The organism is Alteromonas mediterranea DE, assembly GCF_000020585.3.
Taxonomy (GTDB): Bacteria; Pseudomonadota; Gammaproteobacteria; order Enterobacterales; family Alteromonadaceae; genus Alteromonas; species Alteromonas mediterranea.
In genome coordinates, this window is record NC_011138.3 from 2819855 (window position 1) to 2843995 (window position 24141).

Below are 24141 nucleotides of genomic sequence, written 5' to 3' on the forward strand. Positions count from 1 at the left end.
TCCTCCTCGTCGTGTTATCTAACATTAACAAGCGGTGAAGCATGCTCTGCTTGCAGGTATTCCATTAATCCGACCAAGTTCACAGGCCTTGTAAAGTAGTACCCTTGCATAGCTTTGGCACCAATCTTTTTGGCGAACGACACCTGTTCAATGGTCTCTAAGCCTTCTAAAGTGCAAGGCATACCGAGTTTCACACACATTGACACTACATTCTCGATGATAAGCGCTCTGCGTTTTTCTTGTTCACTTTGCAGTGGAAAACCGGGCAGTAGTGAGCGATCAATTTTGATAGCGTCATACGTTTCGTCAGCTAACTCTGATATGCAAGAAAAACCTGTACCAAAGTCATCGATGGAAACGATGACGCCAAGAGCCTTAATCTTTATAAGCACGTCTCTTGCCTTTGCACTTTGAAGCGTGGATTCAGTGATTTCTATGACTATGCGTCCAGGGTCTATATTATGGAAAGCAAAACGTTCAGCAAACAGCTCTACAACACCATCATTCTGTAACTGTACCGCTGACATATTTAGATTGAATTTTACGTTTAAAAAACCCCATCCGCTTAATGCTTTGAGTGCAAAACAGACCTCGTCTAGCATTAGTAACCCAATATCGTGAATATGCTTTGTGCGTTCAGCTATAGGAATAAACTTGTCAGGGCTAATTGGACCATGGCTGGGTATGTGCCAGCGAGCTAACGCCTCCACGGCTAATACTTCACCTTTCGAATCTATTATAGGCTGAAAGTAGGCTGTGATTTGTTTATTTTGAATTGCGCTTTTAAGCCCTTGTTGAATAAATAACCTATACTCGATATTTTTCGAAAGATCATCGCTGAATGTGACAACACCATTTTTACCGCCTTGTTTTGCTGAAAACATAGCAATATCTGCATTTTTTAGTAGTTCTGTTGGCGACATACTTTCTGTAGATGAAGCAAGGCCGATACTTGCAGTAATTTGAAAGTCACCTGATGTTGTCTTAAAGATTTTTTTCAATGATAAAGATAACCGCGATGTCATTTTTTTCAAAAGCTTGTGGCAGGTAGTGCTTGTCACGACTACAAACTCGTCGCCCCCAAACCTTATAACAGTGTCATCACCTCTCAACGCAGCCTTAAATCGACTTGCGCATGCTCTCAATATCTCGTCTCCCACCTCATGTCCATGGGTATCATTTATAAGCTTGAATTCGTCGATATCTATAAAAATAATTGAGCAGGGCTCACATGATTCATTATAAGTCTCGACAATACTGTTCAAAAGGTTCCGGTTCCCAGCACCCGTAAGAGCGTCGGTAAAAGCTAAGTACTTAAGTTGACTTTCCGATGACTTGAGCTCTGAAACGTCAGTGAGAATGGCTACGAAATTTGTTTCACCATCATCAAGCTCGAATGAGGTTACCGACATGGTTAAATGAAACCTTCGTCCTTCGCTTACAATAGTGAGCTCAGTCCTTAAACCGTCTATTAGATAGTCCGGGCGAGGATCGTGTTTTCGCGCTTTAGGAAAAACACTGTTAATGTGAGTAGATATTAGATGTTTAACTTTGGTGCCAAGCATATCGCATAAGGATTGGTTGGCTTTAATTATGAGCCCTACAGCATCACAGACTAAAACACCTTCTTTAATTTCACTGACTATCTTATCTGCAACGCTTAGGTTCGACTGAGTACTTTGTAGTATTGATATATCTTGTATAGCGCCAATTTGTACATAGTCGTCGCCCCACCCTACGTCGGAAAGGACAACCTGAAACCATTTAGTCGGTTGCCCATCAACTTTTAGCTGCAGCGTTGTAAGGTAATTCGACTTCAAATGTATCGCCTGTTTTAATTCAGACTTCTTTTCCTCGGGAAACAGCGCAAGGAATTTGGATACGGGCATTTTACGTGGAAAATCAAAAAGGTTTTCTACACTCTCGATAACGACAGACTGAGCAGAAGTATCGACTTCTAACACGCCTAACTTCGCAATTTTTGAGGCCATTGCGAAACGTCTATTAGAGGAGGCAAGCGCTTTTTCGGTTTTTTTTCTTTCCAGCGCAACTTGAATAGTAGTGGTGAGCGAAAGCATGCCGTACGGTTTTACAAGATATCCATACGGGGAAATTGCGAGCGCATTAGAAATTGTCGTGTCATCACAGTAAGAGGTACTAAATACCACGGGCACTTTATACCTTTCTGTGATGTTTTTTGCTATTTCAATACCAGAATTTGAACCGCCCAAATCGATGTCCATCAAAATGAGATCGGGAACACGTTTCTCGACTAAAGAGTACAATTCACTTTCCGTCTTTGCTATACCTAACACCTCCATATCTGCTTCGGTCAGCGCATTTTTAACGTTCATCGCTTCGATTAAATTGTCTTCAACAACAAGTATTAGGGGGCGAGTGATATCAGTCACGGGTTTACACCTTGAAACCAAAAGCTTCGATAGAGCGCTTTAGCAAAGTTGTGTCGACAGGTTTCGTTAATATATCGACTTCAGATAGCTCGTCTGGCAGCTCTATTGCCGCTCCGTAACCAGTAATGAAAAGAAACGGTATTGATAATTTCTGTATTTCAATACCTAACTGAAAAGTATTTTCATTCCCCAGGTGAACGTCTAAAAACATCATCGAAGGTTTAACTTTCGCCAATGCCGCTCTGGCTGAATTAATGTCGCCAAAGATATCTATCTTATCAATGCCCAATTGTTTGAGGTGTTTTTTAAGGTCTAGCGATATAAGCAGGTTGTCTTCAACTATAAAGGCGCTTGTGAGAATTTTTTCAGTGTTAGCTGTACTGACAGCTTGAGGCTTGTCGCCACGAGTTGCATGCTGAGTGCTTGTTTGGCTAGTACCAAACTCTATGTATTTACGAGGAATGAGAAATTCCGCATTGAGTCCGGCAATTTGAGTACTCAATGACGCCTTTCCTTTTAGTTCATGGGGAATAACTGATTTTATAACCGTCATTCCAAACCCTTCATCGCCTACGCCATGTAAGGGCGGACCACCTAGCTCTTCCCATTTAATAGTGCAGCCTTTTTCATCTAAGCCCCAAGTTATCGCCACTTTGCCATCATTACTTGTGGCGCTCAAGGCTCCATATTTGGCTGCATTCGTGATCATCTCGTGGAAGACTAATACGATGGGGGTAACGGCATAGGGCACTAGGTATATATCAGGCCCTTCTATTTTAAAAGACGACTCTCTGATCATATAAGCCTTAAGCTCGTTATGAAGTAGATCCTTGAATCTTACGCTGTTGTATGAGGCATGCGTTAGCTGGTCATGGCCAAGAGCAAGCGCTGAAATTCTTGACGATAAAGAGGTAATAAATTCGTCAATATCTTTCTTATTTTGCGATGTCTGTCCAATAATCGCGCTTACTAAATTCAAGATATTGCGAACTCGGTGATTCAATTCACCAATGAGTAACTCGAGTCTTTTTTTCGCCTCACGTTGCAATTGCTCTTTTTCGTGCAAATGGCGAATTGTTAATTCCATCACTCCTAGTCTAATAGATTTAGCACGTTCAATATCGAGCGTGGTCCAAGGAGTAGAGGTTGACTCATTGGTCTCTACCCATTTCTCAAAACTCGCCCGTGGAGTAAGTACCTCTTCACCGTCCTTCAATTTAACACGCTTTGACGGATTGCCCGCCCACGACACTTGGTTGACCACTGAGTTTCTAAAAAGAAAAATATAGTCCATTGGCTGACTAGAGATTTTAAGTGCTAAAACCCCTGCCACATGTGTATCTGCTAACGAGTCATCAATGTCTGCCAAATTGTCAAATTGGTGGATTTCCTCATCTGGAAGGTCGGCTAGTATTGCTGTGAGCCGTTTGATTTTCTGAGAGCTAAATGCGGCACCCGACTTAGTATATTCACTGCTAAAAATACAGCCGATACCGTCGATATCTATAAGCGTCTTAAGCAATGAAAGTTGCTCTACAATGGCATTATTTAACGACCTGCCCAAAGAAAGGTTGCTAAGTACGCGGGTAAAAGTAGCATTCGCTTTTTCACTAACCCTTATGTGTTCATTAACAAGCCTTCTCGATAATTCTAGTGAAAACATTTCTCCGAAAAGCTCTAACTGTGCGACTAACCGGCCAGGGATGACTTTTTTACAGTTGTGATGGCAAGCAATTAGCCCCCACAATTCGCCTTCAACAATAAGCGATATCGACATAGAAGCGCCAACTTTCATATTCTTAAGATATTGAATATGCACTTCGGACACTGCCCTTAGACGTGAAAGAGAAAGGTCGATAGTATCTGTATCTTCTTTACCTTTCCCTATGATGCTGTAGGTTTCACCATTGACATCAGATATCGTTCTAATAAGATTTTTCTTATAGAGTTGTCTTGCTTGGCGAGGGATATCAGAGGCCGGATAACGCAACCCCAGAAAAGGTGTCATATCGCTAGAAGTTGACTCAGCAATAACCTCGCCTGAACCGTCTGCTAAAAATTGATAGAGCATTACCCTGTCATGGCCCGTCGCTGTTCTTACACTTTCAACCAAACCTTGATAAAGGTCATCAAGCTCAGAAAACATTGACATTTGAGCCATAAGTGCAGTGATAACGCCCTCGTATTTGCCAGCACTTTCTAGCTTTTCGAATTCAAGAATTAAATGCTCGGCACTTTGATGAATACACAAGTCGAACTTGTCTTCGCAGTGGGGTATTGAAATTGAATGAAGGTAGGTTGCTTTACTAAGGATCACCGCCTGACTCTGCGCGCCTCGTATAGCATGCACAAGCTTACGGTCAAGTAATTCCCATAGACTTTGGCCGATTAGGTTATCACGAGTCACATTGGCAAAATGCTCTAGGTTTTCCGATAAATGAGTAACCACACCCGCTTTATCAACAATAACCATGAAACCCTGATTTTGTATCTTACCTAAAAGATGAATCGGTTCTTTATCGCATTGGTTCACTAATGATGAGAGTTCGCTAGCTTTGTAGTGCATTATATTTGTTCCAACCACTTTATTTAGACGACTCTATCAAGAGTCTAAAGGCTATCAAGTTTCAGAAAACACCCTACAGAAAACCTTAAAGATAAAAGCAATATAAATATAGACTAGGAATTGGTTAACCTAAACCGTTCATGCGTATTTATTAATATTAGTGTAAATATAAGCAAACGCGTGTATTTAAACTGAAAAGCCTGAATAACGAGATGTAAAAGCCGTTGCTCGAGTCTGTGCTGGCGAAGCGGATTTAGCGTCGAGTGAAGAAATATGGTCGATTAGGTGAATTAGATATGATGAGCAAATGTTAAAAAGCTCCGGTATAGAACCAGAGCTTTATAAGAACTTACCACTTGCTGATGCTTTGAAGCCCAGCGCGTGTGAATATTTAATGTCTAAAAACCCGGCATTTTGAAGCCAGGGGGAAGTGGCATTCCGCCAGTGACATCACCCATCTTCTCTTTGCTGGTCTCTTGAACACGACGAACAGCATCGTTGAACGCTGCCGCAACCAAGTCTTCAACCATATCTTTATCGTCGTCCATCAACGACTCGTCGATATTAACGCGACGAACATTGTGGTTACACGTCATCGTTACTTTAACCATGCCCGCGCCAGCTTCACCAGTAACTTCTAGATTCGCTAAGTCGTCTTGTACTTTCTGCATGCGCTCTTGCATTTGCTGCGCCTGCTTCATGATATTGCCCATTCCACCTTTAAACATAATGTTTGTCTCGCTTCGTTTTGGTGTTAATAATTATGCTATCGCGCTTTAACCGTATCGGTTAGCACTGACCCATCGAAAGTCGATAGCAATGCTTGAATCGTCTCATCGGTTTTAATAACCGAGTGCGCATGCGCGTGTCGCATGGCATGAATTTCTTGCTGTAATGCAAACGGCGTGGATGACGGTTCACCCAACGTAATACTAACTTCTACGTTTTCACCCAGGCCGTGATGAATTGCATCAACTAACTGCTTTTTAGCACTGTCTTTTAATAAATGCGTCTGACTATGGTGAATTTCAAGGGACACGTGATTGCCATTTCGCGAAAATGCTGCATGTAATACCAACTGCTTAAGCAAGCCTGCTACCGGCATTTGCTCAACCAAGTTGCTCCAGTCATCAATTTGACTGGCGTGAGTCAGCTTACTTCCATCGGAAAGATAAGCTTGTAAACTACCCTCATAAGTTGTACTTAAGGGCGTATCAAAATCTAATGCGTCCCTAGTAAATGAACGTTCACCGGCATTTTCACCACGCTCATAAAAGCCGTGTTCCTTGCTCTCGAGTTCATTGGCGCGAGGAACAGGCGTAAGTGACGGCTCAACTGAATGTCCGTCTTGAACTGACTTCCCTGTATCCCAAGGCGGAGCATCTTCTACGTGCGGGTTAGGGTTATAATTTGCGTCACTCTCATCATTTGAAAAAGGCATATCCTCTTCAAAATCATCTAGGGCAAAGGCATCATGACCGGAATCATTGTTATCTGCAAAGTCAGCATTTGTGCTTGCCTGTTCACTACCACCAAGTAATTGTGTATCGCTACCGTCGTTAAGCGTATTGGCACTCTGATGGTCAGTTATACTGTCTTGGCTTTGTTCGGACTCTGGAGCGGCTTCAAGCGTAGGACTGTTAATGGGTTCAGGACTGTTACTTAGCTCAGGGCTGTTACTTAGCTCAGGGCTGTTAATCGGCTCAGGGCTGTTAATCGGCTCAGGGCTGTTCTTTTCATCAGCCACTGTGCTAGCAGAGTCCGTTTTACTTCTAGTAAACCGCGCTTGTATTTCACTAGCGCTTTGCGTTTTAGCATTAGCCGCACTATTACTTTTTGCGTCAGCATCTTGCGCTTTTTTTTGTTTGAGTTTTTGGCGCAATGCCAGCATATCGGCGGTAGAGGTTAACTGTTCTTCTGCTGACGGCGATGGCTCAACTATACGCTCGCTTTCGGGCGTGTCCAATTCGTAATGGCCACTCTCATCCTGTAGAGGTGGCATGTCATCCATATAAGCGTCTAGCGGTGGTTCATCAAAATATTGAGCAACAGGGCTTGCTTCTTCGTCTTCAACTGATGCATTGCTCTGAGGCTCTTGTGCCTCAGATGCACTGGCGCTGGAAAGATTCGCTTCAAACGCTATATCAGTTTCAGCGGCCGTATTTGTTTGCGTATTAGAAACCGCGGTGGGCTCTTCTTCGTTCGCTACGGTTTCAGCGGGAGCTGATGACGGAAGATCCGTCGACGCATCAGCTATAGGACTCTGTGGCGGTGTCTTAGGTGAAGTAGGTTCATGCTCTGGCTGCGCTTCAATTGGCGCTTCGCCTTGGTCTATCGTTGCAGAAGTTTCGCTTAAAGGCGGTTCCTCCTGCTTACTAACGTTTCCCGGGCCACCACTGGGAGAAGCATGGTTTACAGGTAAATTATGCTCACTCCTCCCGTTTTCTATCTCGTCTACGGTTTCAGCTATTGGCGCGTTTGGTGCAAAGGCCATCATACGCATTAGCGTCATTTCAAACGCGCTTTTACCATCGGCAGCAAAAGGTAAATCTTTTCTGCCTTGCAATGCAATTTGATAAAGTAGCTGTACTTGTTCTGCAGAAATAGTTTTGGCTAATTGAAATATCGCTTTTGCCGACGTGGTTTCAAGCTTGCAGGCTTCTGGCACCCATTGCGTCAACGCAATTTGGTGAAGCAAGCTCGCCAACTCACTATGCACATTGTCATAATCAGGTGCTTGTTCAGCAATGTCGTTAACCAACTGCAAAACCTCGGCAGGGCTTTTATTCACCACCGCATGAATTACTTTCAAAAGCTGGTTTTTGTCCATCAGGCCAAGCATGTCGGTAACAACCGACGCCATTACTTGATTCCCACCCTGAGCAATTGCTTGGTCGGTTAAACTCAGCGCATCACGCATACTGCCCTGTGCCGCCCTAGCCAGCAAAGCCAAAGCAGGCGCCTCAAAAGCAAGCTGCTCTTGCTGAAGTATATGAGTAAGCTGACCGACTATTTGCTCTCGCGACATCGCTTTCAGGTTAAACTGCAAGCATCGCGATAAAATGGTGATGGGGAGTTTTTGTGGATCTGTTGTCGCCAACAAGAACTTTACATGCGGAGGCGGCTCTTCTAGCGTTTTTAACAGCGCATTAAAGCTATGTTTAGAAAGCATGTGTACCTCATCGATAAGGTACACTTTGTAGCGCCCGCGGGTTGGCTTGTATTGTACGTTATCAAGAAGCTCTCGAGTGTCTTCCACTTTGGTTCTTGATGCCGCGTCAATTTCAAGCAAGTCAACGTAATTACCCTGCTCTATTTCTTTACAGGTATTGCATTGACCGCAAGGGTTTGCCCCTTGCCCTTCCTCACAGTTAAGGCTTTTTGAAAAAATACGAGCAATGGTCGTTTTACCAACACCACGCGTACCTGTAAAAAGATAAGCATGGTGTAAACGGTCGTTATCGAGCGCATTTGAAATAGCAGACACTACGTGCTCTTGACCTACAAGTTCACTGAACTTGCCTGGTCGCCACTTCCTTGCCAGTACCTGATAACTCATTATTACGTATTTCGCCCTTGTTGCTGTTTTTGCTTATTGACGTTTATTCGCCTTCAAACTCGCAAATAGAATAACTTTCTATATCAAGCGCTGAAAGCTTTTGTTTACCGCCTAAATCAGGAAGGTTAATAACAAAACCTGCATGATTGATCTCGCCACCTAACGAGCGAATTAACTTGGCAGAGGCAGCGATAGTTCCGCCCGTTGCAAGCAAGTCGTCGATAAGAAGTACTTTATCACCCAGTTCTATGGCGTCTTTATGGATTTCCAATGTATCCATACCATATTCCAGTTCGTAGCTTTCGCTTACTACTTCACGGGGAAGTTTATTGGGTTTTCTTACTGGTACAAAACCAATGCCCATTTCGATGGCCAATGGCGCACCAAAAAGGAACCCGCGTGCTTCGGTACCTGCGATCTTGGTAAAACCCATGCCCTGATACTTTTCTACAAGTAAGGAGATACAGCTACTGAATGCTTTGTGATCTTCTAAAACGCTGGTCACATCTCTAAATAAAATACCTGGCTTTGGATAGTCAGGTACGGTTTTCACTACTGATTTAATATATTCTGCAGTCACAATTATGCCTTGAATGTCTGCGTTATAACCAGAAGGTGAACCAGCCGGCGATGATATGCATCAACGGGAACGCGATTAGAGTTACTAGCGATGCTAGAAAGTACCACTTGTTATAGACTTCTTTGAAATCTGAATTGTTAGCCATTTGCACTACCTAAACAATTTTTGTGAACAAAAAAATGGTGCTAAATGTTAATCGAAAGCAAGCGTGATTGACAGCGCTAATATGATCGATCGCTCACTTTCACACCAGATCCTAGCGAAAGTTTAATGTAAAGCAGGAAAATTTTGCTTATCAGCTAGAAAACGGGAAGTAGTATACCTTTATTTAGCATGTCTGTGAGTGTCTCATTCATACCATTTTCAAGCACGTTTGAAGGTATTTGCGGAAGTTGCTGGGATAACGCGTTAGCTAATTGGTCTGTTTTCATTCCCTGTTCATTTTGTTCCAGTGTATTGACTAAAATAGCGGTGACCGGATTAACATGGGCAAATTGCACGTTACAGTTACGGTCTCTATAAACGACATAAAATTGTTGTTCTTGAGCCGGTTGCTCGGGAATGTAATCTTCACCAATAAGGTGAACCTCAAAATGGTACGCTGCTAGCGAGGCATAAGGCGAAACCCTGACAGCTGTAACAACGTCGTCTTGATTATAAAAATCGGCGTTTTTTTGATTTTTCCTTATGCTGACATCAAGCTCTAACCATTCGTAATGAGCAAGTTCTGCAGCAAAAGTAGGTAAAGCAATATCAAAGCTAGGCTCGGTTGAAAGATACTCAACAAACTCTTTACTGATTTCCGCGAAATACGGCGAACGACACTCGTGCTCAATAAAAAATTGACGCACAATGCCCTCCCATCCTTTCTCGCCATACAGCTTTAATACGATAGATTTTAAAACCGGAAACCCGGTACTAACGAAATTGTCGATATTATTAAAAAATAATGACTGATAGATCTTCATCCGCCGGGTAAGCTCTGCATCGCTGCTGTTAAATGTGCGAGGGTCTTTGATCGCATTTACGAATGTATTTTGCGTTGTCAGAAATGATCGCGTCACGCTACACTCCCTTTCGCATCTGCTATACGTGCGGCTTCACACCTTGATTGAATTTGCTTAATCTTTTTCACTTCTGTCAGCAACGCGCTTAGGGGCGGAATGTTAAAATCACGCTCTAGCAACGTCGGAAATACACCATGGGTAAGGTAAGCATACTCCAATAGTTCCCAAACTGGCTCAATGACATCTGCCCCGTGTGTATCAACCTTTAAATCTTCAGCTTCATCATAATGACCAGCAATATGACCATATACAATCTTGTCTGACGGCAAACCCTTTATAAATGTCTTTGCATCGTATTTGTGGTTAATGCTGTTCACGTAAACATTGTTTACATCGAGAAGCATCTGACACCCAGACTCTTTTAAGATACTCGAAGTAAATTCTAGCTCGTCCATTTCTTGGCCAGGCGCAATGTAATAAGAGACATTTTCTAACACTAACGGTCGTTCAATAATATCTTGAACTTGGATAATACGAGATACAACGTGATTAATAGCGTCCTCAGTAAAGGGAATTGGCATTAAATCGTACATGTGACCGTTACCAGAGCAAAAACTTAAGTGCTCACTGTAAAGGTCGATATTATTCGCATCTAAGAAGCGCTTAACGGTTTTTACAAACTCCACATCTAGTTTGTCGCTACTTCCTATAGATAAAGACAAGCCATGGGTAGTGAAAGGTGCCTGTGACGAAGCTTGTTTAAATTGTTCTTGATACCTGCCGCCAAGCGGGATCCAGTTCTCTGGTGCAACTTCCCAGAAATCAACCTCAGATGGCAACGTAGGTAACAACTCTTTTAGCATTTCTCGACGAAACCCAAGACCTGCGCCATAGATGTTTTTCATATCTTCCCCTTAAACCGCGTGGGATTGCAAAATAGCAACATACGTTATTAGACAAAAATGGCCATCATTCGACAGCCATTTTTTGCTAAGCGTAACTCGTACAGCGTTACATCATTCTATTTCGCGCTGCACGATGTTATTTGAGTGGCAATTACATGCTACCGCATTTACCTTCGCCACACTTACCTTCTTTGCCAGCTTTCTTATCGCCGCCACATTTGCCTTCGCCACACTTACCTTCTTTATCGGCTTTTTTGTCGCCGCCACATTTACCTTCGCCGCACTTACCTTCTTTATCGGCTTTCTTGTCGCCGCCACATTTGCCTTCGCCGCACTTACCTTCTTTTTCGGCTTTTTTGTCACCGCCGCACTTTCCTTCGCCGCACTTGCCTTCTTTTTCGGCTTTTTTGTCACCGCCGCACTTTCCTTCGCCGCACTTGCCTTCTTTTTCAGCTTTATCGCCGCCACATTTACCTTCTGCTGCGAACTGACTATAGCCCGACTCTAGTGCTTGCATACCAAATGGATTAGCGTCTGCTACTGCAACTGTTGACGCCAAAGATCCAATTACAACTGCACCTAATGCTGTTGCTACTGATGATTTTTTGATTTGTTTCATTGATGTACCCTCAATAATTTTAGTCATGTTTGACGTACGGTAAGCACGTGTACTTAAAGAGACCCTGCTGGATTAAAGGATATTTCATAAAATATTAATTTTTTTACAGCTATATTTTATCACATTGATATAAATGGGTTTTACATTAGCAATAATGCATTTCCGTATGTTAATTTACATTTTATTAAAAAAGTAAAGTACAGTGGTAGCGAAAAGTACAGGGTCGTAATAGTGAAGCAGCAATTTTATTTAGGCCAATGGCGTGTTGATGTTTCAAGCAACACGTTATCTCAAGGCAAAACGAAAAAGAGCATTGAGCCTAAAGCAATGGATGTTTTATTGTTACTGTGCCAACAAAAGGGACTTGTTGTCTCCGCCGATGAAATAGTCGCCCAATGTTGGCCGAACGCGCCTATCGGCGACAACCCGGTACATAAAGCAATTACTAACCTTCGCCGTGCGTTAGGCGATAAAGCGGCAGCCCCCTCCTACATTGAAACAATCAGAAAACGTGGTTACCGCGTTGTTGCAGAAGTACAGTTTATTGATGATGAGCAATCAAAAGCCGTCGAAGGCAAATGGGTAGATACCTCCCCCTTTGTTGGGTTGAGCGCGTTTTCTTCTAATGAAAGTCAGGTATTCTTTGGAAGAGACGCCCTGGTCCGCGATTTAATTTCTAAAGCCGCTGAGCTTTTCAATCGCCAGCGGCCATTTATGCTAGTGCTGGGGCCAAGCGGCTCTGGGAAAAGTTCGCTTATTCACGCAGGTTTCTTGCCCAAACTGTTGAGTAAAAAAGGCATAAACGGTATTTATGCCTCTGATCATCTTAGTTTTGATTTAGCTGATATTAATATCGATACCAGTGCATTTACTATCGTTGAAGAAATAGCCATTCGTATGCTTGATTGGGGCAACAACGAAACGGGGCTATTTGATGGGTTCAGTGCTTCAATACTTGCGGAAAAGCTGCTTTCCTCCCCCCAGCAAATAATCGACAGAGTCAAAAGCTGGCTTGACGTGTATGAACCTAATACCACCAACTCTTACTCTTGTTTCGTTATCGTAATTGACAGGTTAGAAGTATTTCTCGCTGATACAACGATAGATGAAAAAGATAAACGCACTATTTTTAATCTTCTCGAAGCGCTTAGCGAGAGCAACCTATTTTTGGTTGTACTGATAAGTAGAAACGATTTCTACCCCCAGATATCAACGTTTGATATTTTAATGAAAAACAAAGGGCGCGGCGCTCACATAGATGTTTCCCCTCCTTCTGTAAGCGAACTTGGTCAAGTCATAAAACTGCCCGCTATCGCCGCCGACCTATCGTGGGAGAAAGATGAAGCAACAAACGCTACATTAGACGATATCATTTTAGGCGATGCTGCATTAGCGCCAAACTGCCTGCCATTGCTACAGTACACACTACAAGAACTCTATTGGCAGCGCGAAGGTAAAGTACTAAAGAACAAGACATACCAAGCATTGGGTAAAATTGATGGCGCCATCGGATTCAAGGCAGAATCAACATTTATAAAAATGCCCCACGCCGTTCAAAACGCATTGAGCTCAATACTCCCGCTTATCATCAATTTGTCTGGTAGCAACACCATTACCAGTAAAACAGCCCCGTGGGAAAGTTTAGACAACGAAAATGAACGCTGCTTTGTTGAGCTTATGGTGGAACAGAGATTGTTCGTATCTTTCTTAAATCAAGGACGCGCCTGCTTCAAAGTGGCTCACGAAGCAGTATTGAGTAAGTGGGAGCGGGTACAGCAATGGATAATGGAGCATCAAAGCGCGCTATCAGCTAAAGCGGCACTTAATCAACAGACCCAACTATGGATAGAAAATAGTTTTGCAGAGGCTTACCTCATTCCAGCAGGAAAACCGCTTCTAGACGCTAGTGCACTTTTAACTGCAAACTATATTCGCTTAACCAACGAAGAAAAAAAGCTTATAAAACACAGCCAGCGAAAGGTAAGAACGCGAAACCTATTTAAAGGGTTAACCGCCGCGCTATTAGCTACATTAGCGGTGTTATCGTTTGCCGCAATGCTGCACAGTCAACAGTCTCAAGCGTTAGCTGAACGAAAGCGGTTAGAAGCCGAAAATCTAATGGGATTCATGATCGGCGACTTCGCGGATACCTTACGACGGGTTAAGCGAATGGATTTACTCGAGGGCGTCAGTCAGCATGCTTTAAAATATGTAGCTGAAGCACAGGAAAATAGCGCTGGCTGGCTTAATAGCACGTCTCCAAAACCGAGTTTTGAGCTTCGATTTCAACACGCGCTTTCGCTGCAGGCTATGGCAGAAGTACGTTTTTACCGTGACGATACTGAACAAGCCTTAATGCTATATGAAGAGGCCGATACACGTTTATTAGAACTTCTCGAAGAAGCGGAACAGCACTTCGAATTGTTAAAAGCGGCAGGCGCAAACGCATTTTGGATTGGCCATATACACAATACGCATAACAACGATGTTGACTCTGCGCAGTCTTATTTTGAGCGATACCTCAAACATAGCGAAACCATGCTTTTTGTTAAACCAAGTGACAGTACAGCAAAACTTGAAGTTGCTTATGCTAAAAGCTCATTGGGGAGTTTAGCCTACGACAGGTATCAATTTGAGCAGGCATCCTCGCTTTTTAAAGCATCTCTGGCACTTAAAAAAGAGGTATCTGAAGGCACTGAAAATAGTGAAGACGCTAAGCTGTACGCGACCAATTCTCTGTCATGGATAGCGTCTGCTAACATACACTTAGGCAAATACAAAGATGCCTACACCATCTTTAGCCAAGCAGAGACAGTGTTAGATGAGATAGGACAATCTGATTCTGCCAATGGCTCAATTATCGAAAATCACGTTGCGATTTTAATTCAAAAGGCCAACTTAGAGAAGTTCTTAGGCCTTAAACAAGCCTATGAGCAAAGCATATTTCAAGCGTACGCCTCGATTTTACGCGCCCTTGCACAAGACCCTGAAAATAGCGCTTGGCAGAAAGACAAAGCGACCGTTGAGTCTTATTTGATACAGAGTGAATTACCTTTGAAAGCGTCAGTTGACATTGATGCGCTACTTAGCCAATCGATATCACTGGACATCCCATGGGTAACTAATAGAGTAGCGGAAACCTTACAAATGGATGGTCACTGGCAAAAGGCCAAACCGTCAATCGACTATTTTATTACTTCATTTTCTGACGACGGAATAAGCAACGACATAACTAATTTAGAAAATGCGATAGTAACGCTAAAAAGCTTACTTCTTATTCATAGGCAAAAAAACGAATCTAACGATAAGCAACTCGCTTTAACCTACTGCCAAAAAGCCGCTCAGCGAGCAAACGAACTTATTCGGATGTCAAAACATCCAGATATCATATTAGCGTTTAATTATACAAAACGCTGTCGTCAGATAGATGAGAACCCAAAGATGTCTGTAGATAAATATATCTCACAGCTAACACCAATAAAATACTCTCAATTACAAAAAGGAAATTAAAAATGGCGGGACAAGTTCCGGTTTACGAATTTAACGTATCTGTCGAGAATGAAAAAAGCTCTCCAACTTATGTAATTACAACCAAAGATGGTAAGCCATCATCAGGTAGCGTAAGCGTCAACGAACCCAATACAACCATTATCTACACACTAAATGAGGACTCTGCTCACTTACAGTTTGTAGGGCCGGATATTAGTGGTGATGTTGGCAATAACATCAGTTTTAGTATCGCTAACAATGGTAGTAGCTTGATCCTCGTGGATTCAGACGCAACGATTGGTAATATTTGCATTAAGCTTGTTACGGCACCTCGCGGAATGGTCTACACTAGTTCAGACCCTGAAGTCATTAACAAAAATAAAACTTGAACACCCCTTGTTTCTCTAGGCCTTCAGTAAGCATACGTGTTAGGACCTAGAGGTAACAAATTTGATCTCTCCCCTGCGCTTTTGCTTGATAAAGAAGGGTATCCGCTGCGTTTAACAGTGACTCTTTACTTTCATAGCGGTGATTTTCATTAGTCGCTACGCCCATACTAACAGTAAGCCTACTATTCGATGAGAAAACAAAGTGCCTTGAACTTAATTGCGCCAAATGCCTTTTAATCCTTATTGCTAAAAGTTGCGCCGTTTGGGCAGAACAATTCGGCAGTACTATTGCAAACTCTTCACCACCATAACGAGCCGCAAGCGTATCTCGATTTGGCATGCTTAAGTCAAGTAGATCACCTATTCGTTTTAGACAACGGTCTCCAGCAATATGCCCATACTCATCGTTGAACAACTTAAAGTGATCTATATCAATAAGAATAAGACTTATCGGTAAATTATTACTATTGCATAGAATCCACTGACGAGTTAGGTAATCTGAAAACTTATGGCGATTTGCTAGGCCAGTCAAAAAGTCAGTTTCCGCTTTTTTCTTTAACGTTGCATACTCGGCTTTATGTAGCGTCAAGTCTCGTAAGATACAAATGAATAAAGAGTTGTTGGCAGAAAGCTCTTCCGGAAGAGAGGAAATTGAAATCTCAACACTGACATTATGGTACGGTTTATTTTGTTGTTTGATAACAACTTCAAATGGCGGTGACTCTATAGTTTCGCTCTCAGAACTATCTAAACACTGAATCACGTGGCTTTGCACTTTGCCTGTGTCATCAGAAAAAAAGCTCAGCAAGTTTTCACTTAGTAATACTTCACGTGTCTGACCTATTAGCGCGGACGCATTTGCGTTCACCATCTCAATTGTGCCATTGGCGTTTACTACTATAACCGCTTCGTTTATAAAATTAATCATCCTGCCCAATGAGCTGTCTTTGTAGAAATTGAATAATTTAAGGGGAGAATTTACGGTTTTATTTTTGCTTAACATAGATGACTGCATTCCAAGCTGCCTCCAATAGGCGTTGATTTGCATATAAGACTAACGGCATCTACACATTTATACCTTCCGAACACCTTCTATTGTAAGCTTATGTTTATAATGTGTTTTTTTGCTTTAGGAAGTCTATCGAAAGCTCTGCCCACGGCAATTTTTTAACACTACAGTATCCTCACGATTATGGGATCAGAGTACATTAAGCAAAAAAACACGCCGTTAGTCGGGTTTAGTGGTGCAAAATCGTGACGCTCTTTGTCGCGCTGCTTTTACTATAGTAGCGCGCAAGGAGGACACACAGTAAGTAGCGGGGTCAGAGTACATTTCTCTGATTTAACGGCACTGGGGATAAGGGTATAACTATGTTCTGATATTTAAAGCAATAAAGTACTCTGGCCCCAATTTATTCTTTCTGCCAAACGCAAAAAACCCGCCGTTAGGCGGGTTCTTCTTAATGGTGGCAGCCATAGCGATACGGTACCACCTGACTCCATTCCGAACTCAGAAGTGAAACGTATTAGCGCCGATGGTAGTGTGGGGTTTCCCCATGTGAGAGTAGGACACTGCCAGGTCGGAAAAACTTTTAGTGCAGAATCACGATGCTTTTTGTCGTGACTTCTGCGCAAGGAGGACTAACAGTACTCTTTAGAGTCTATTTAATCATCGTTGCTTAATAACTAACAAATCGGAAAGTTTAATATTAATTCAATCAGTGAGTAACTTACTTTTTACTCTATCTTGCTTTTAGCTTGTCTTTGCTTACAACGCCAACTTCTCTTCGAAGCCTTTTAGGCGTTTTTTAAGTGACGAAGCGTATACGGTGGATGCCTTGGCAGTTAGAGGCGATGAAGGACGTGTAAGTCTGCGAAAAGCTGTGGTGAGCCGACAAAATGCATTTGAGCCACAGATGTCCGAATGGGGAAACCCACCTGTTTACAGGTATCGTTACGTGAATACATAGCGTAACGAGGCGAACGAGGGGAACTGAAACATCTAAGTACCCTTAGGAAAAGAAATCAAACGAGATTCCCCTAGTAGCGGCGAGCGAACGGGGAACAGCCCTTAAGCTGTTTAGTGTGTAGTGGAATCCTTTGGGAAGAGGAGCGATACAGGGTGATAGCCCCGTACACAAAGCGTGCTTTACAGTGAAATCGAGTAGGTCGGGACACGTGTTATCTTGACTGAATATGGGGGGACCATCCTCCAAGGCTAAATACTCCTAACTGACCGATAGTGAACCAGTACCGTGAGGGAAAGGCGAAAAGAACCCCTGTGAGGGGAGTGAAATAGAACCTGAAACCGTATACGTACAAGCAGTGGGAGCCACTTCGTGTGGTGACTGCGTACCTTTTGTATAATGGGTCAGCGACTTATATTTAGTAGCAAGGTTAAGCGAATAGCGGAGCCGTAGCGAAAGCGAGTGTTAACTGCGCGTTTAGTTGCTAGGTATAGACCCGAAACCCGGTGATCTAGCCATGAGCAGGTTGAAGGTTGAGTAACATCAACTGGAGGACCGAACCCACTAACGTTGAAAAGTTAGGGGATGACTTGTGGCTGGGGGTGAAAGGCCAATCAAACCGGGAGATAGCTGGTTCTCCCCGAAATCTATTTAGGTAGAGCCTCGGACGAATTCCATTGGGGGTAGAGCACTGTTAAGGCTAGGGGGTCATCCCGACTTACCAACCCTTTGCAAACTCCGAATACCAATGAGAACTATCCGGGAGACACACGGCGGGTGCTAACGTCCGTCGTGGAGAGGGAAACAACCCAGACCGCCAGCTAAGGTCCCAAAATATTGCTAAGTGGGAAACGATGTGGGAAGGCACAGACAGCTAGGAGGTTGGCTTAGAAGCAGCCACCCTTTAAAGAAAGCGTAATAGCTCACTAGTCGAGTCGGCCTGCGCGGAAGATGTAACGGGGCTAAGCATATACCGAAGCTGCGGCAGCATGTTTTACATGCTGGGTAGGGGAGCGTTGTGTAAGTGGATGAAGGTGAGTTGTAAAGCTTGCTGGACATATCACAAGTGCGAATGCTGACATGAGTAACGATAATGGGAGTGAAAAACTCCCACGCCGGAAGACCAAGGTTTCCTGTCCCATGCTAATCAGGGCAGGGTAAGTCGGCCCCTAAGGCGAGGCAGAAATGCGTAGTCGATGGGAAACGGATTAATATTTCCGTACTTATATAATCAGTGATGGAGGGACGGAGAAGGCTAGGCAAGCTTGGCGTTGGTTGTCCAAGTGAAAGTGTGTAGGCTAGTGACTTAGGTAAATCCGGGTCGCTCTTTAAAAGAGAATGCCGAGACACGAGACGAGCTCCCAAGGGAGTGAAGTTGTTGATGCCCTGCTTCCAGGAAAAGCTTCTAAACTTATGATTATATGAACCGTACCCCAAACCGACACAGGTGGTCAGGTAGAGAATACTAAGGCGCTTGAGAGAACTCGGGTGAAGGAACTCGGCAAAATTGTACCGTAACTTCGGGAGAAGGTACGCCTCTGTTTGTGAACACTTTACGTGGTAAGCAAATGGAGGCCGCAGTGACCAGGTGGCTGGGACTGTTTATTAAAAACACAGCACTCTGCAAACTCGTAAGAGGACGTATAGGGTGTGACACCTGCCCGGTGCCGGAAGGTTAATTGATGGGGTTAGTCCTCGGACGAAGCTCTTGATCGAAGCCCCGGTAAACGGCGGCCGTAACTATAACGGTCCTAAGGTAGCGAAATTCCTTGTCGGGTAAGTTCCGACCTGCACGAATGGTGTAACCATGGCCACGCTGTCTCCACCCGAGACTCAGTGAAATTGAAATCGCAGTGAAGATGCTGTGTACCCGCACCTAGACGGAAAGACCCCGTGAACCTTTACTACAGCTTGGCACTGAACATTGAACCTACATGTGTAGGATAGGTGGGAGGCTTTGAAGCACAGTCGCTAGATTGTGTGGAGCCGTCCTTGAAATACCACCCTTGTATGTTTGATGTTCTAACATTGGCCCCTTATCGGGGTTGTGGACAGTGTCTGGTGGGTAGTTTGACTGGGGCGGTCTCCTCCCAAATAGTAACGGAGGAGCACGAAGGTTAGCTAATCACGGTCGGACATCGTGAGGTTAGTGCAATGGCATAAGCTAGCTTAACTGCGAGACAGACACGTCGAGCAGGTACGAAAGTAGGTCATAGTGATCCGGTGGTTCTGTATGGAAGGGCCATCGCTCAACGGATAAAAGGTACTCCGGGGATAACAGGCTGATACCGCCCAAGAGTTCATATCGACGGCGGTGTTTGGCACCTCGATGTCGGCTCATCACATCCTGGGGCTGAAGTCGGTCCCAAGGGTATGGCTGTTCGCCATTTAAAGTGGTACGCGAGCTGGGTTTAGAACGTCGTGAGACAGTTCGGTCCCTATCTGGTGTGGGCGTTGGATGATTGATGGGAGCTGCTCCTAGTACGAGAGGACCGGAGTGGACGAACCGCTGGTGTTCGGGTTGTCATGCCAATGGCATTGCCCGGTAGCTATGTTCGGAACGGATAACCGCTGAAAGCATCTAAGCGGGAAGCCGGCCCAAAGATGAGATGGTTAAGCCTCTCGGGCAATTAGTACAGGTTAGCTTAACGCCTTACAACGCTTCCACACCCTGCCTATCAACGTCATCGTCTATAACAACCCTTCCAGACCTTAAAGGTCAGGGATGACCATACAACCCTAAAAAGCCTTGAGTATCGGCCTCATGTCCGCCTTTTGAATTCGGACAAGGGTAATGTTGCATGCATGACAAGCTAATCGGAAGAATTGCCTTGCTATCAATCAATGTTGATAACAAGCAATTCAAGTCAAGTAGAGTAAAAAGTACGTCTTTCGACTTCTCAGTTACTCAATTTTGATTGATTACTATTAATATCAGCTTTCCAAATTGTTAAAGAACTATCGTGCAAAATCATGACGCTTTTTGTCATGACTTTTGCGCAAGGAGGACCTACATTACTCTTTAAAGTATCGTAAATGCTCCCTCAGGGTAAAAAACCCTAATCAATGCTTACTGAAACAGTAAATATTCATTAGGATTTCGGGTCCAACGTGACACAAAAATCAGCTTTCTACCATAGCTTTCGATTACCGCTAACTTTAGCGAGTAGAAAAACCGTCAGTAAGCTCTGCTTCCGGTTAAGCAGCTTTTCACGACCACTTGCAATGCAAGTAAGAAGGAAAATGGTAGGCTTGGGCAGACTTGAACTGCCGACCTCACCCTTATCAGGGGTGCGCTCTAACCAGCTGAGCTACAAGCCTAGGGTATCAAGCAAATGGTGGAGCTAAGCAGGATCGAACTGCTGACCTCCTGAATGCAAATCAGGCGCTCTCCCAGCTGAGCTATAGCCCCATAAACTTGTGTCGTTCTTCATTTTTAAACAAGACTATCTGTGTAGGCACTGCATCAAGTGCGTCTTTCGACGTAATGGTAAGGAGAGTTTGATCATGGCTCAGATTGAACGCTGGCGGCAGGCCTAACACATGCAAGTCGAACGGTAACAGGATTAGCTTGCTAATCGCTGACGAGTGGCGGACGGGTGAGTAATGCTTGGGAACTTGCCTTTGCGAGGGGGATAACAGTTGGAAACGACTGCTAATACCGCATAACGTCTACGGACCAAACGGGGCTTAGGCTCCGGCGCAAAGAGAGGCCCAAGTGAGATTAGCTAGTTGGTAAGGTAAAGGCTTACCAAGGCAACGATCTCTAGCTGTTCTGAGAGGAAGATCAGCCACACTGGAACTGAGACACGGTCCAGACTCCTACGGGAGGCAGCAGTGGGGAATATTGCACAATGGGGGAAACCCTGATGCAGCCATGCCGCGTGTGTGAAGAAGGCCTTCGGGTTGTAAAGCACTTTCAGTTGTGAGGAAAAGTTAGTAGTTAATACCTGCTAGCCATGACGTTAACAACAGAAGAAGCACCGGCTAACTCCGTGCCAGCAGCCGCGGTAATACGGAGGGTGCGAGCGTTAATCGGAATTACTGGGCGTAAAGCGCACGCAGGCGGTTTGTTAAGCTAGATGTGAAAGCCCCGGGCTCAACCTGGGATGGTCATTTAGAACTGGCAGACTAGAGTCTTGGAGAGGGGAGTGGAATTCCAGGTGTAGCGGTGAAATGCGTAGATATCTGGAGGAACATCAGTGGCGAAGGCGACTCCCTGGCCAAAGACTGACGCTCATGTGCGAAAGTGTGGGTAGCGAACAGGATTAGATACCCTGGTAGTCCACACCGTAAACGCTGTCTACTAGCTGTTTGTGACTTTAAGTCGTGAGTAGCGAAGCTAACGCGATAAGTAGACCGCCTGGGGAGTACGGCCGCAAGGTTAAAACTCAAATGAATTGACGGGGGCCCGCACAAGCGGTGGAGCATGTGGTTTAATTCGATGCAACGCGAAGAACCTTACCTACACTTGACATGCAGAGAACTTTCCAGAGATGGATTGGTGCCTTCGGGAACTCTGACACAGGTGCTGCATGGCTGTCGTCAGCTCGTGTCGTGAGATGTTGGGTTAAGTCCCGCAACGAGCGCAACCCTTGTCCTTAGTTGCCAGCATTCAGTTGGGCACTCTAAGGAGACTGCCGGTGACAAACCGGAGGAAGGTGGGGACGACGTCAAGTCATCATGGCCCTTACGTGTAGGGCTACACACGTGCTACAATGGCATTTACAGAGGGAAGCGAGACAGTGATGTGGAGCGGACCCCTTAAAGAATGTCGTAGTCCGGATTGGAGTCTGCAACTCGACTCCATGAAGTCGGAATCGCTAGTAATCGCAGGTCAGAATACTGCGGTGAATACGTTCCCGGGCCTTGTACACACCGCCCGTCACACCATGGGAGTGGGATGCAAAAGAAGTAGTTAGTCTAACCTTCGGGAGGACGATTACCACTTTGTGTTTCATGACTGGGGTGAAGTCGTAACAAGGTAACCCTAGGGGAACCTGGGGTTGGATCACCTTCAATTGTGAAATATGAATCGTCGTTGTGACACTCTTAACGAGTGCCCACACAGATTGTCTTGTCTAAATTGTTAAAGAACATCGTGCAGAATCATGACGCTTTTTGTCGTGACTTCTGCGCAAGGAGGACCAACATTACTCTCAGTTGATTCGTTTTCCTTGCTCACCGCGAAGCGCTTTGCTTCTTAGTGGCTCACCCTGTTCGAGTGAGGTGCGCATTATACGCTGGAAGTTTTCGTTGTCAACACTTTTTGAAAATTTATTTTCTGAAGCGCTTCTTCTAAACTCCCGTCTTTACTGGCCTATAAAGGTAGTAGAGACTTACCTCAGGAGGGTTGCTGTTTTGCTTTTCCCCCGAAGCGGATGCGCATTTTAGGGAAATGAGCGCTCACGTCAACTACTTTTTTAAATAAACATAAAAAAAGCGACCTTTCGGTCGCTTTTTAATCTAAACGTGTATTTAACCAGCGCTTTTATCAAAACTGCTACAATTTCGCTGAGTAAATCTAGAGTCACACTAACTATTGCTGCCTACCTTTTACAAGGTTATCTTCAGATAGAGTGCAAAGACTACTTATTTTCTTGATGCTCATCTTCCCGCTTAGCATCACCTTTAAAATCCGCGTCTTCTTCGTGATCGCCTACTACATCATCTAACGTTACTTTATCAACGGTTCTAAATGTATTAATTGGACCTGCCAGCGCATAAAGTGCAAATACTAAGAAAAGTACCAGTGCTGGCTCGGTTGCAACAACGACAAATATGAGAAGCACCAGCAATAGACCTACAAAAGGAACTTTGCCATGCCAGTTAACTTCTTTAAAGGAGTTATATTTGAAGTTACTCACCATAAGGAGGCCAGCTAGGCCTGTAACTGCTGCAACTAATAAGCCGTAGTCAGTACCAACCGCATCGTATTCTACGCCAACCCATACAAGCCCGGAAACAACTGCCGCAGCAGCTGGGCTAGCAAGACCTTGGAAGAAACGTTTGTCAGCTATTCCCACCTGCGTATTAAAGCGTGCAAGACGAAGTGCTGCGCCCGCCACATAGACGAAAGCGGCTAACCAGCCCAATTTACCAAGCTCTGTTAACCCCCAGTTATAAGCCACGAGTGCTGGCGCCATACCAAATGAAACCATGTCGGCCATAGAGTCATATTCAGCACCAAAGTCACTTTGCGTATTTGTCATTCGTGCTACACGACCATCGAGGCCATCAAAAATCATAGCTACAAATATAGCAACAGCGGCAGCTTCGAAGCGGCCGTTCATAGACGACACAACAGCGAAGAAACCTGAAAACAAACCTGCTGTTGTTAATAAATTGGGAAGTAAGTATATCCCTTTACGTTTTTGTTCAGACATATGTCCTCGTACTTCTACATATAATAAGGCTAATTATTTCACAGATATCCAGTAACGCATAGCAAAGTAAAAAGGCAGCGTGCTTCCTTACTAAAAATCCTTGAATAAGCTCAATTAGAAAAATCATTGAATATATTCAATATGCGCGCCTTCCCCAACTAAGCTTGCCTCCAGGCATTTCTATCTGCGGTGTGTTTTAGATATCGATTTCACAAACACTAATAACTAGGTATACGGCAACATACCTTAAATAGGTCACCGTT

The 24141-nt window shown here is 44.2% G+C and carries 13 protein-coding genes, 2 tRNA genes and 3 rRNA genes; 5 read left to right on the forward strand and 13 right to left on the reverse strand.

Annotated features, from left to right (window positions below; genetic code table 11):
- Positions 1 to 14 precede the first annotated feature (14 nt).
- The 9 genes from MADE_RS12515 to MADE_RS12550 all read right to left on the reverse strand — a co-directional run bounded on the left by MADE_RS12515 (position 15) and on the right by MADE_RS12550 (position 11647).
- Positions 15 to 2411, reverse strand: coding sequence for an EAL domain-containing protein (locus MADE_RS12515; RefSeq protein ID WP_012519080.1), 2397 nt, complete (start codon positions 2409 to 2411; stop codon positions 15 to 17).
- A 4-nt stretch (positions 2412 to 2415) separates the two neighbouring features.
- Positions 2416 to 4977, reverse strand: a complete 2562-nt coding sequence (locus tag MADE_RS12520) for an HWE histidine kinase domain-containing protein (RefSeq protein WP_012519081.1) — start codon at positions 4975 to 4977, stop codon at positions 2416 to 2418.
- A gap of 398 nt (positions 4978 to 5375) precedes the next feature.
- The gene (locus MADE_RS12525; protein WP_012519082.1) at positions 5376 to 5705 is read right to left on the reverse strand and encodes a YbaB/EbfC family nucleoid-associated protein; all 330 of its coding nucleotides are present in this window, start codon (positions 5703 to 5705) and stop codon (positions 5376 to 5378) included.
- A 38-nt stretch (positions 5706 to 5743) separates the two neighbouring features.
- On the reverse strand, positions 5744 to 8536 hold the full coding sequence (gene dnaX / locus MADE_RS12530; protein WP_012519083.1) for a DNA polymerase III subunit gamma/tau: 2793 nt from the start codon (positions 8534 to 8536) through the stop codon (positions 5744 to 5746).
- A 43-nt stretch (positions 8537 to 8579) separates the two neighbouring features.
- Entirely contained in the window at positions 8580 to 9116 is a 537-nt protein-coding gene (gene apt, locus MADE_RS12535; protein ID WP_012519084.1) for an adenine phosphoribosyltransferase, read from the reverse strand.
- 22 nt (positions 9117 to 9138) lie between these two features.
- Complete coding sequence (locus tag MADE_RS21085) at positions 9139 to 9261, reverse strand: hypothetical protein (RefSeq protein ID WP_257720278.1); 123 nt, start codon at positions 9259 to 9261, stop codon at positions 9139 to 9141.
- Positions 9262 to 9415: 154 nt separating this feature from the next.
- Positions 9416 to 10180 carry an HvfC family RiPP maturation protein gene (locus tag MADE_RS12540; protein WP_023559768.1) on the reverse strand — a complete coding sequence of 255 codons (765 nt, stop codon included), beginning with the start codon at positions 10178 to 10180 and terminating at the stop codon, positions 9416 to 9418.
- Entirely contained in the window at positions 10177 to 11028 is an 852-nt protein-coding gene (locus MADE_RS12545; protein WP_012519086.1) for an HvfB family MNIO-type RiPP peptide maturase, read from the reverse strand. The genes MADE_RS12540 and MADE_RS12545 overlap by 4 nt, the downstream gene beginning before the upstream one ends.
- A 151-nt stretch (positions 11029 to 11179) precedes the next feature.
- Positions 11180 to 11647 carry an HvfA family oxazolone/thioamide-modified RiPP metallophore gene (locus MADE_RS12550; RefSeq protein ID WP_012519087.1) on the reverse strand — a complete coding sequence of 156 codons (468 nt, stop codon included), beginning with the start codon at positions 11645 to 11647 and terminating at the stop codon, positions 11180 to 11182.
- Between the two features lie 231 nt (positions 11648 to 11878).
- Between MADE_RS12550 and MADE_RS12555 the strand changes: the two genes are divergently transcribed.
- Both MADE_RS12555 and MADE_RS12560 read left to right on the forward strand, forming a co-directional pair.
- Positions 11879 to 15157, forward strand: coding sequence for an nSTAND1 domain-containing NTPase (locus MADE_RS12555; RefSeq protein WP_012519088.1), 3279 nt, complete (start codon positions 11879 to 11881; stop codon positions 15155 to 15157).
- Between the two features lie 2 nt (positions 15158 to 15159).
- The gene (locus tag MADE_RS12560) at positions 15160 to 15525 is read left to right on the forward strand and encodes a DP-EP family protein (RefSeq protein ID WP_012519089.1); all 366 of its coding nucleotides are present in this window, start codon (positions 15160 to 15162) and stop codon (positions 15523 to 15525) included.
- Positions 15526 to 15571: 46 nt separating this feature from the next.
- Here MADE_RS12560 and MADE_RS12565 read toward each other — a convergent pair whose 3' ends face one another.
- Complete coding sequence (locus MADE_RS12565) at positions 15572 to 16540, reverse strand: sensor domain-containing diguanylate cyclase (RefSeq protein WP_012519090.1); 969 nt, start codon at positions 16538 to 16540, stop codon at positions 15572 to 15574.
- 450 nt (positions 16541 to 16990) lie between these two features.
- Between MADE_RS12565 and rrf the strand changes: the two genes are divergently transcribed.
- Together rrf and MADE_RS12575 are read left to right on the forward strand one after the other, a co-directional pair.
- Positions 16991 to 17106: ribosomal RNA gene (gene rrf / locus MADE_RS12570) — 5S ribosomal RNA — on the forward strand.
- Between the two features lie 225 nt (positions 17107 to 17331).
- Positions 17332 to 20212 (forward strand): 23S ribosomal RNA (locus tag MADE_RS12575).
- 524 nt (positions 20213 to 20736) lie between these two features.
- Here MADE_RS12575 and MADE_RS12580 read toward each other — a convergent pair.
- Together MADE_RS12580 and MADE_RS12585 are read right to left on the reverse strand one after the other, a co-directional pair.
- Positions 20737 to 20813, reverse strand: a tRNA-Ile gene (locus MADE_RS12580).
- Between the two features lie 15 nt (positions 20814 to 20828).
- A tRNA-Ala gene (locus MADE_RS12585) sits at positions 20829 to 20904 on the reverse strand.
- 77 nt (positions 20905 to 20981) lie between these two features.
- Here MADE_RS12585 and MADE_RS12590 point away from each other — a divergent pair.
- Positions 20982 to 22514, forward strand: a 16S ribosomal RNA gene (locus MADE_RS12590).
- Between the two features lie 566 nt (positions 22515 to 23080).
- Here the strand turns inward: MADE_RS12590 and pssA are convergent.
- On the reverse strand, positions 23081 to 23878 hold the full coding sequence (gene pssA / locus MADE_RS12595; RefSeq protein ID WP_015067605.1) for a CDP-diacylglycerol--serine O-phosphatidyltransferase: 798 nt from the start codon (positions 23876 to 23878) through the stop codon (positions 23081 to 23083).
- Positions 23879 to 24141 lie beyond the last annotated feature (263 nt).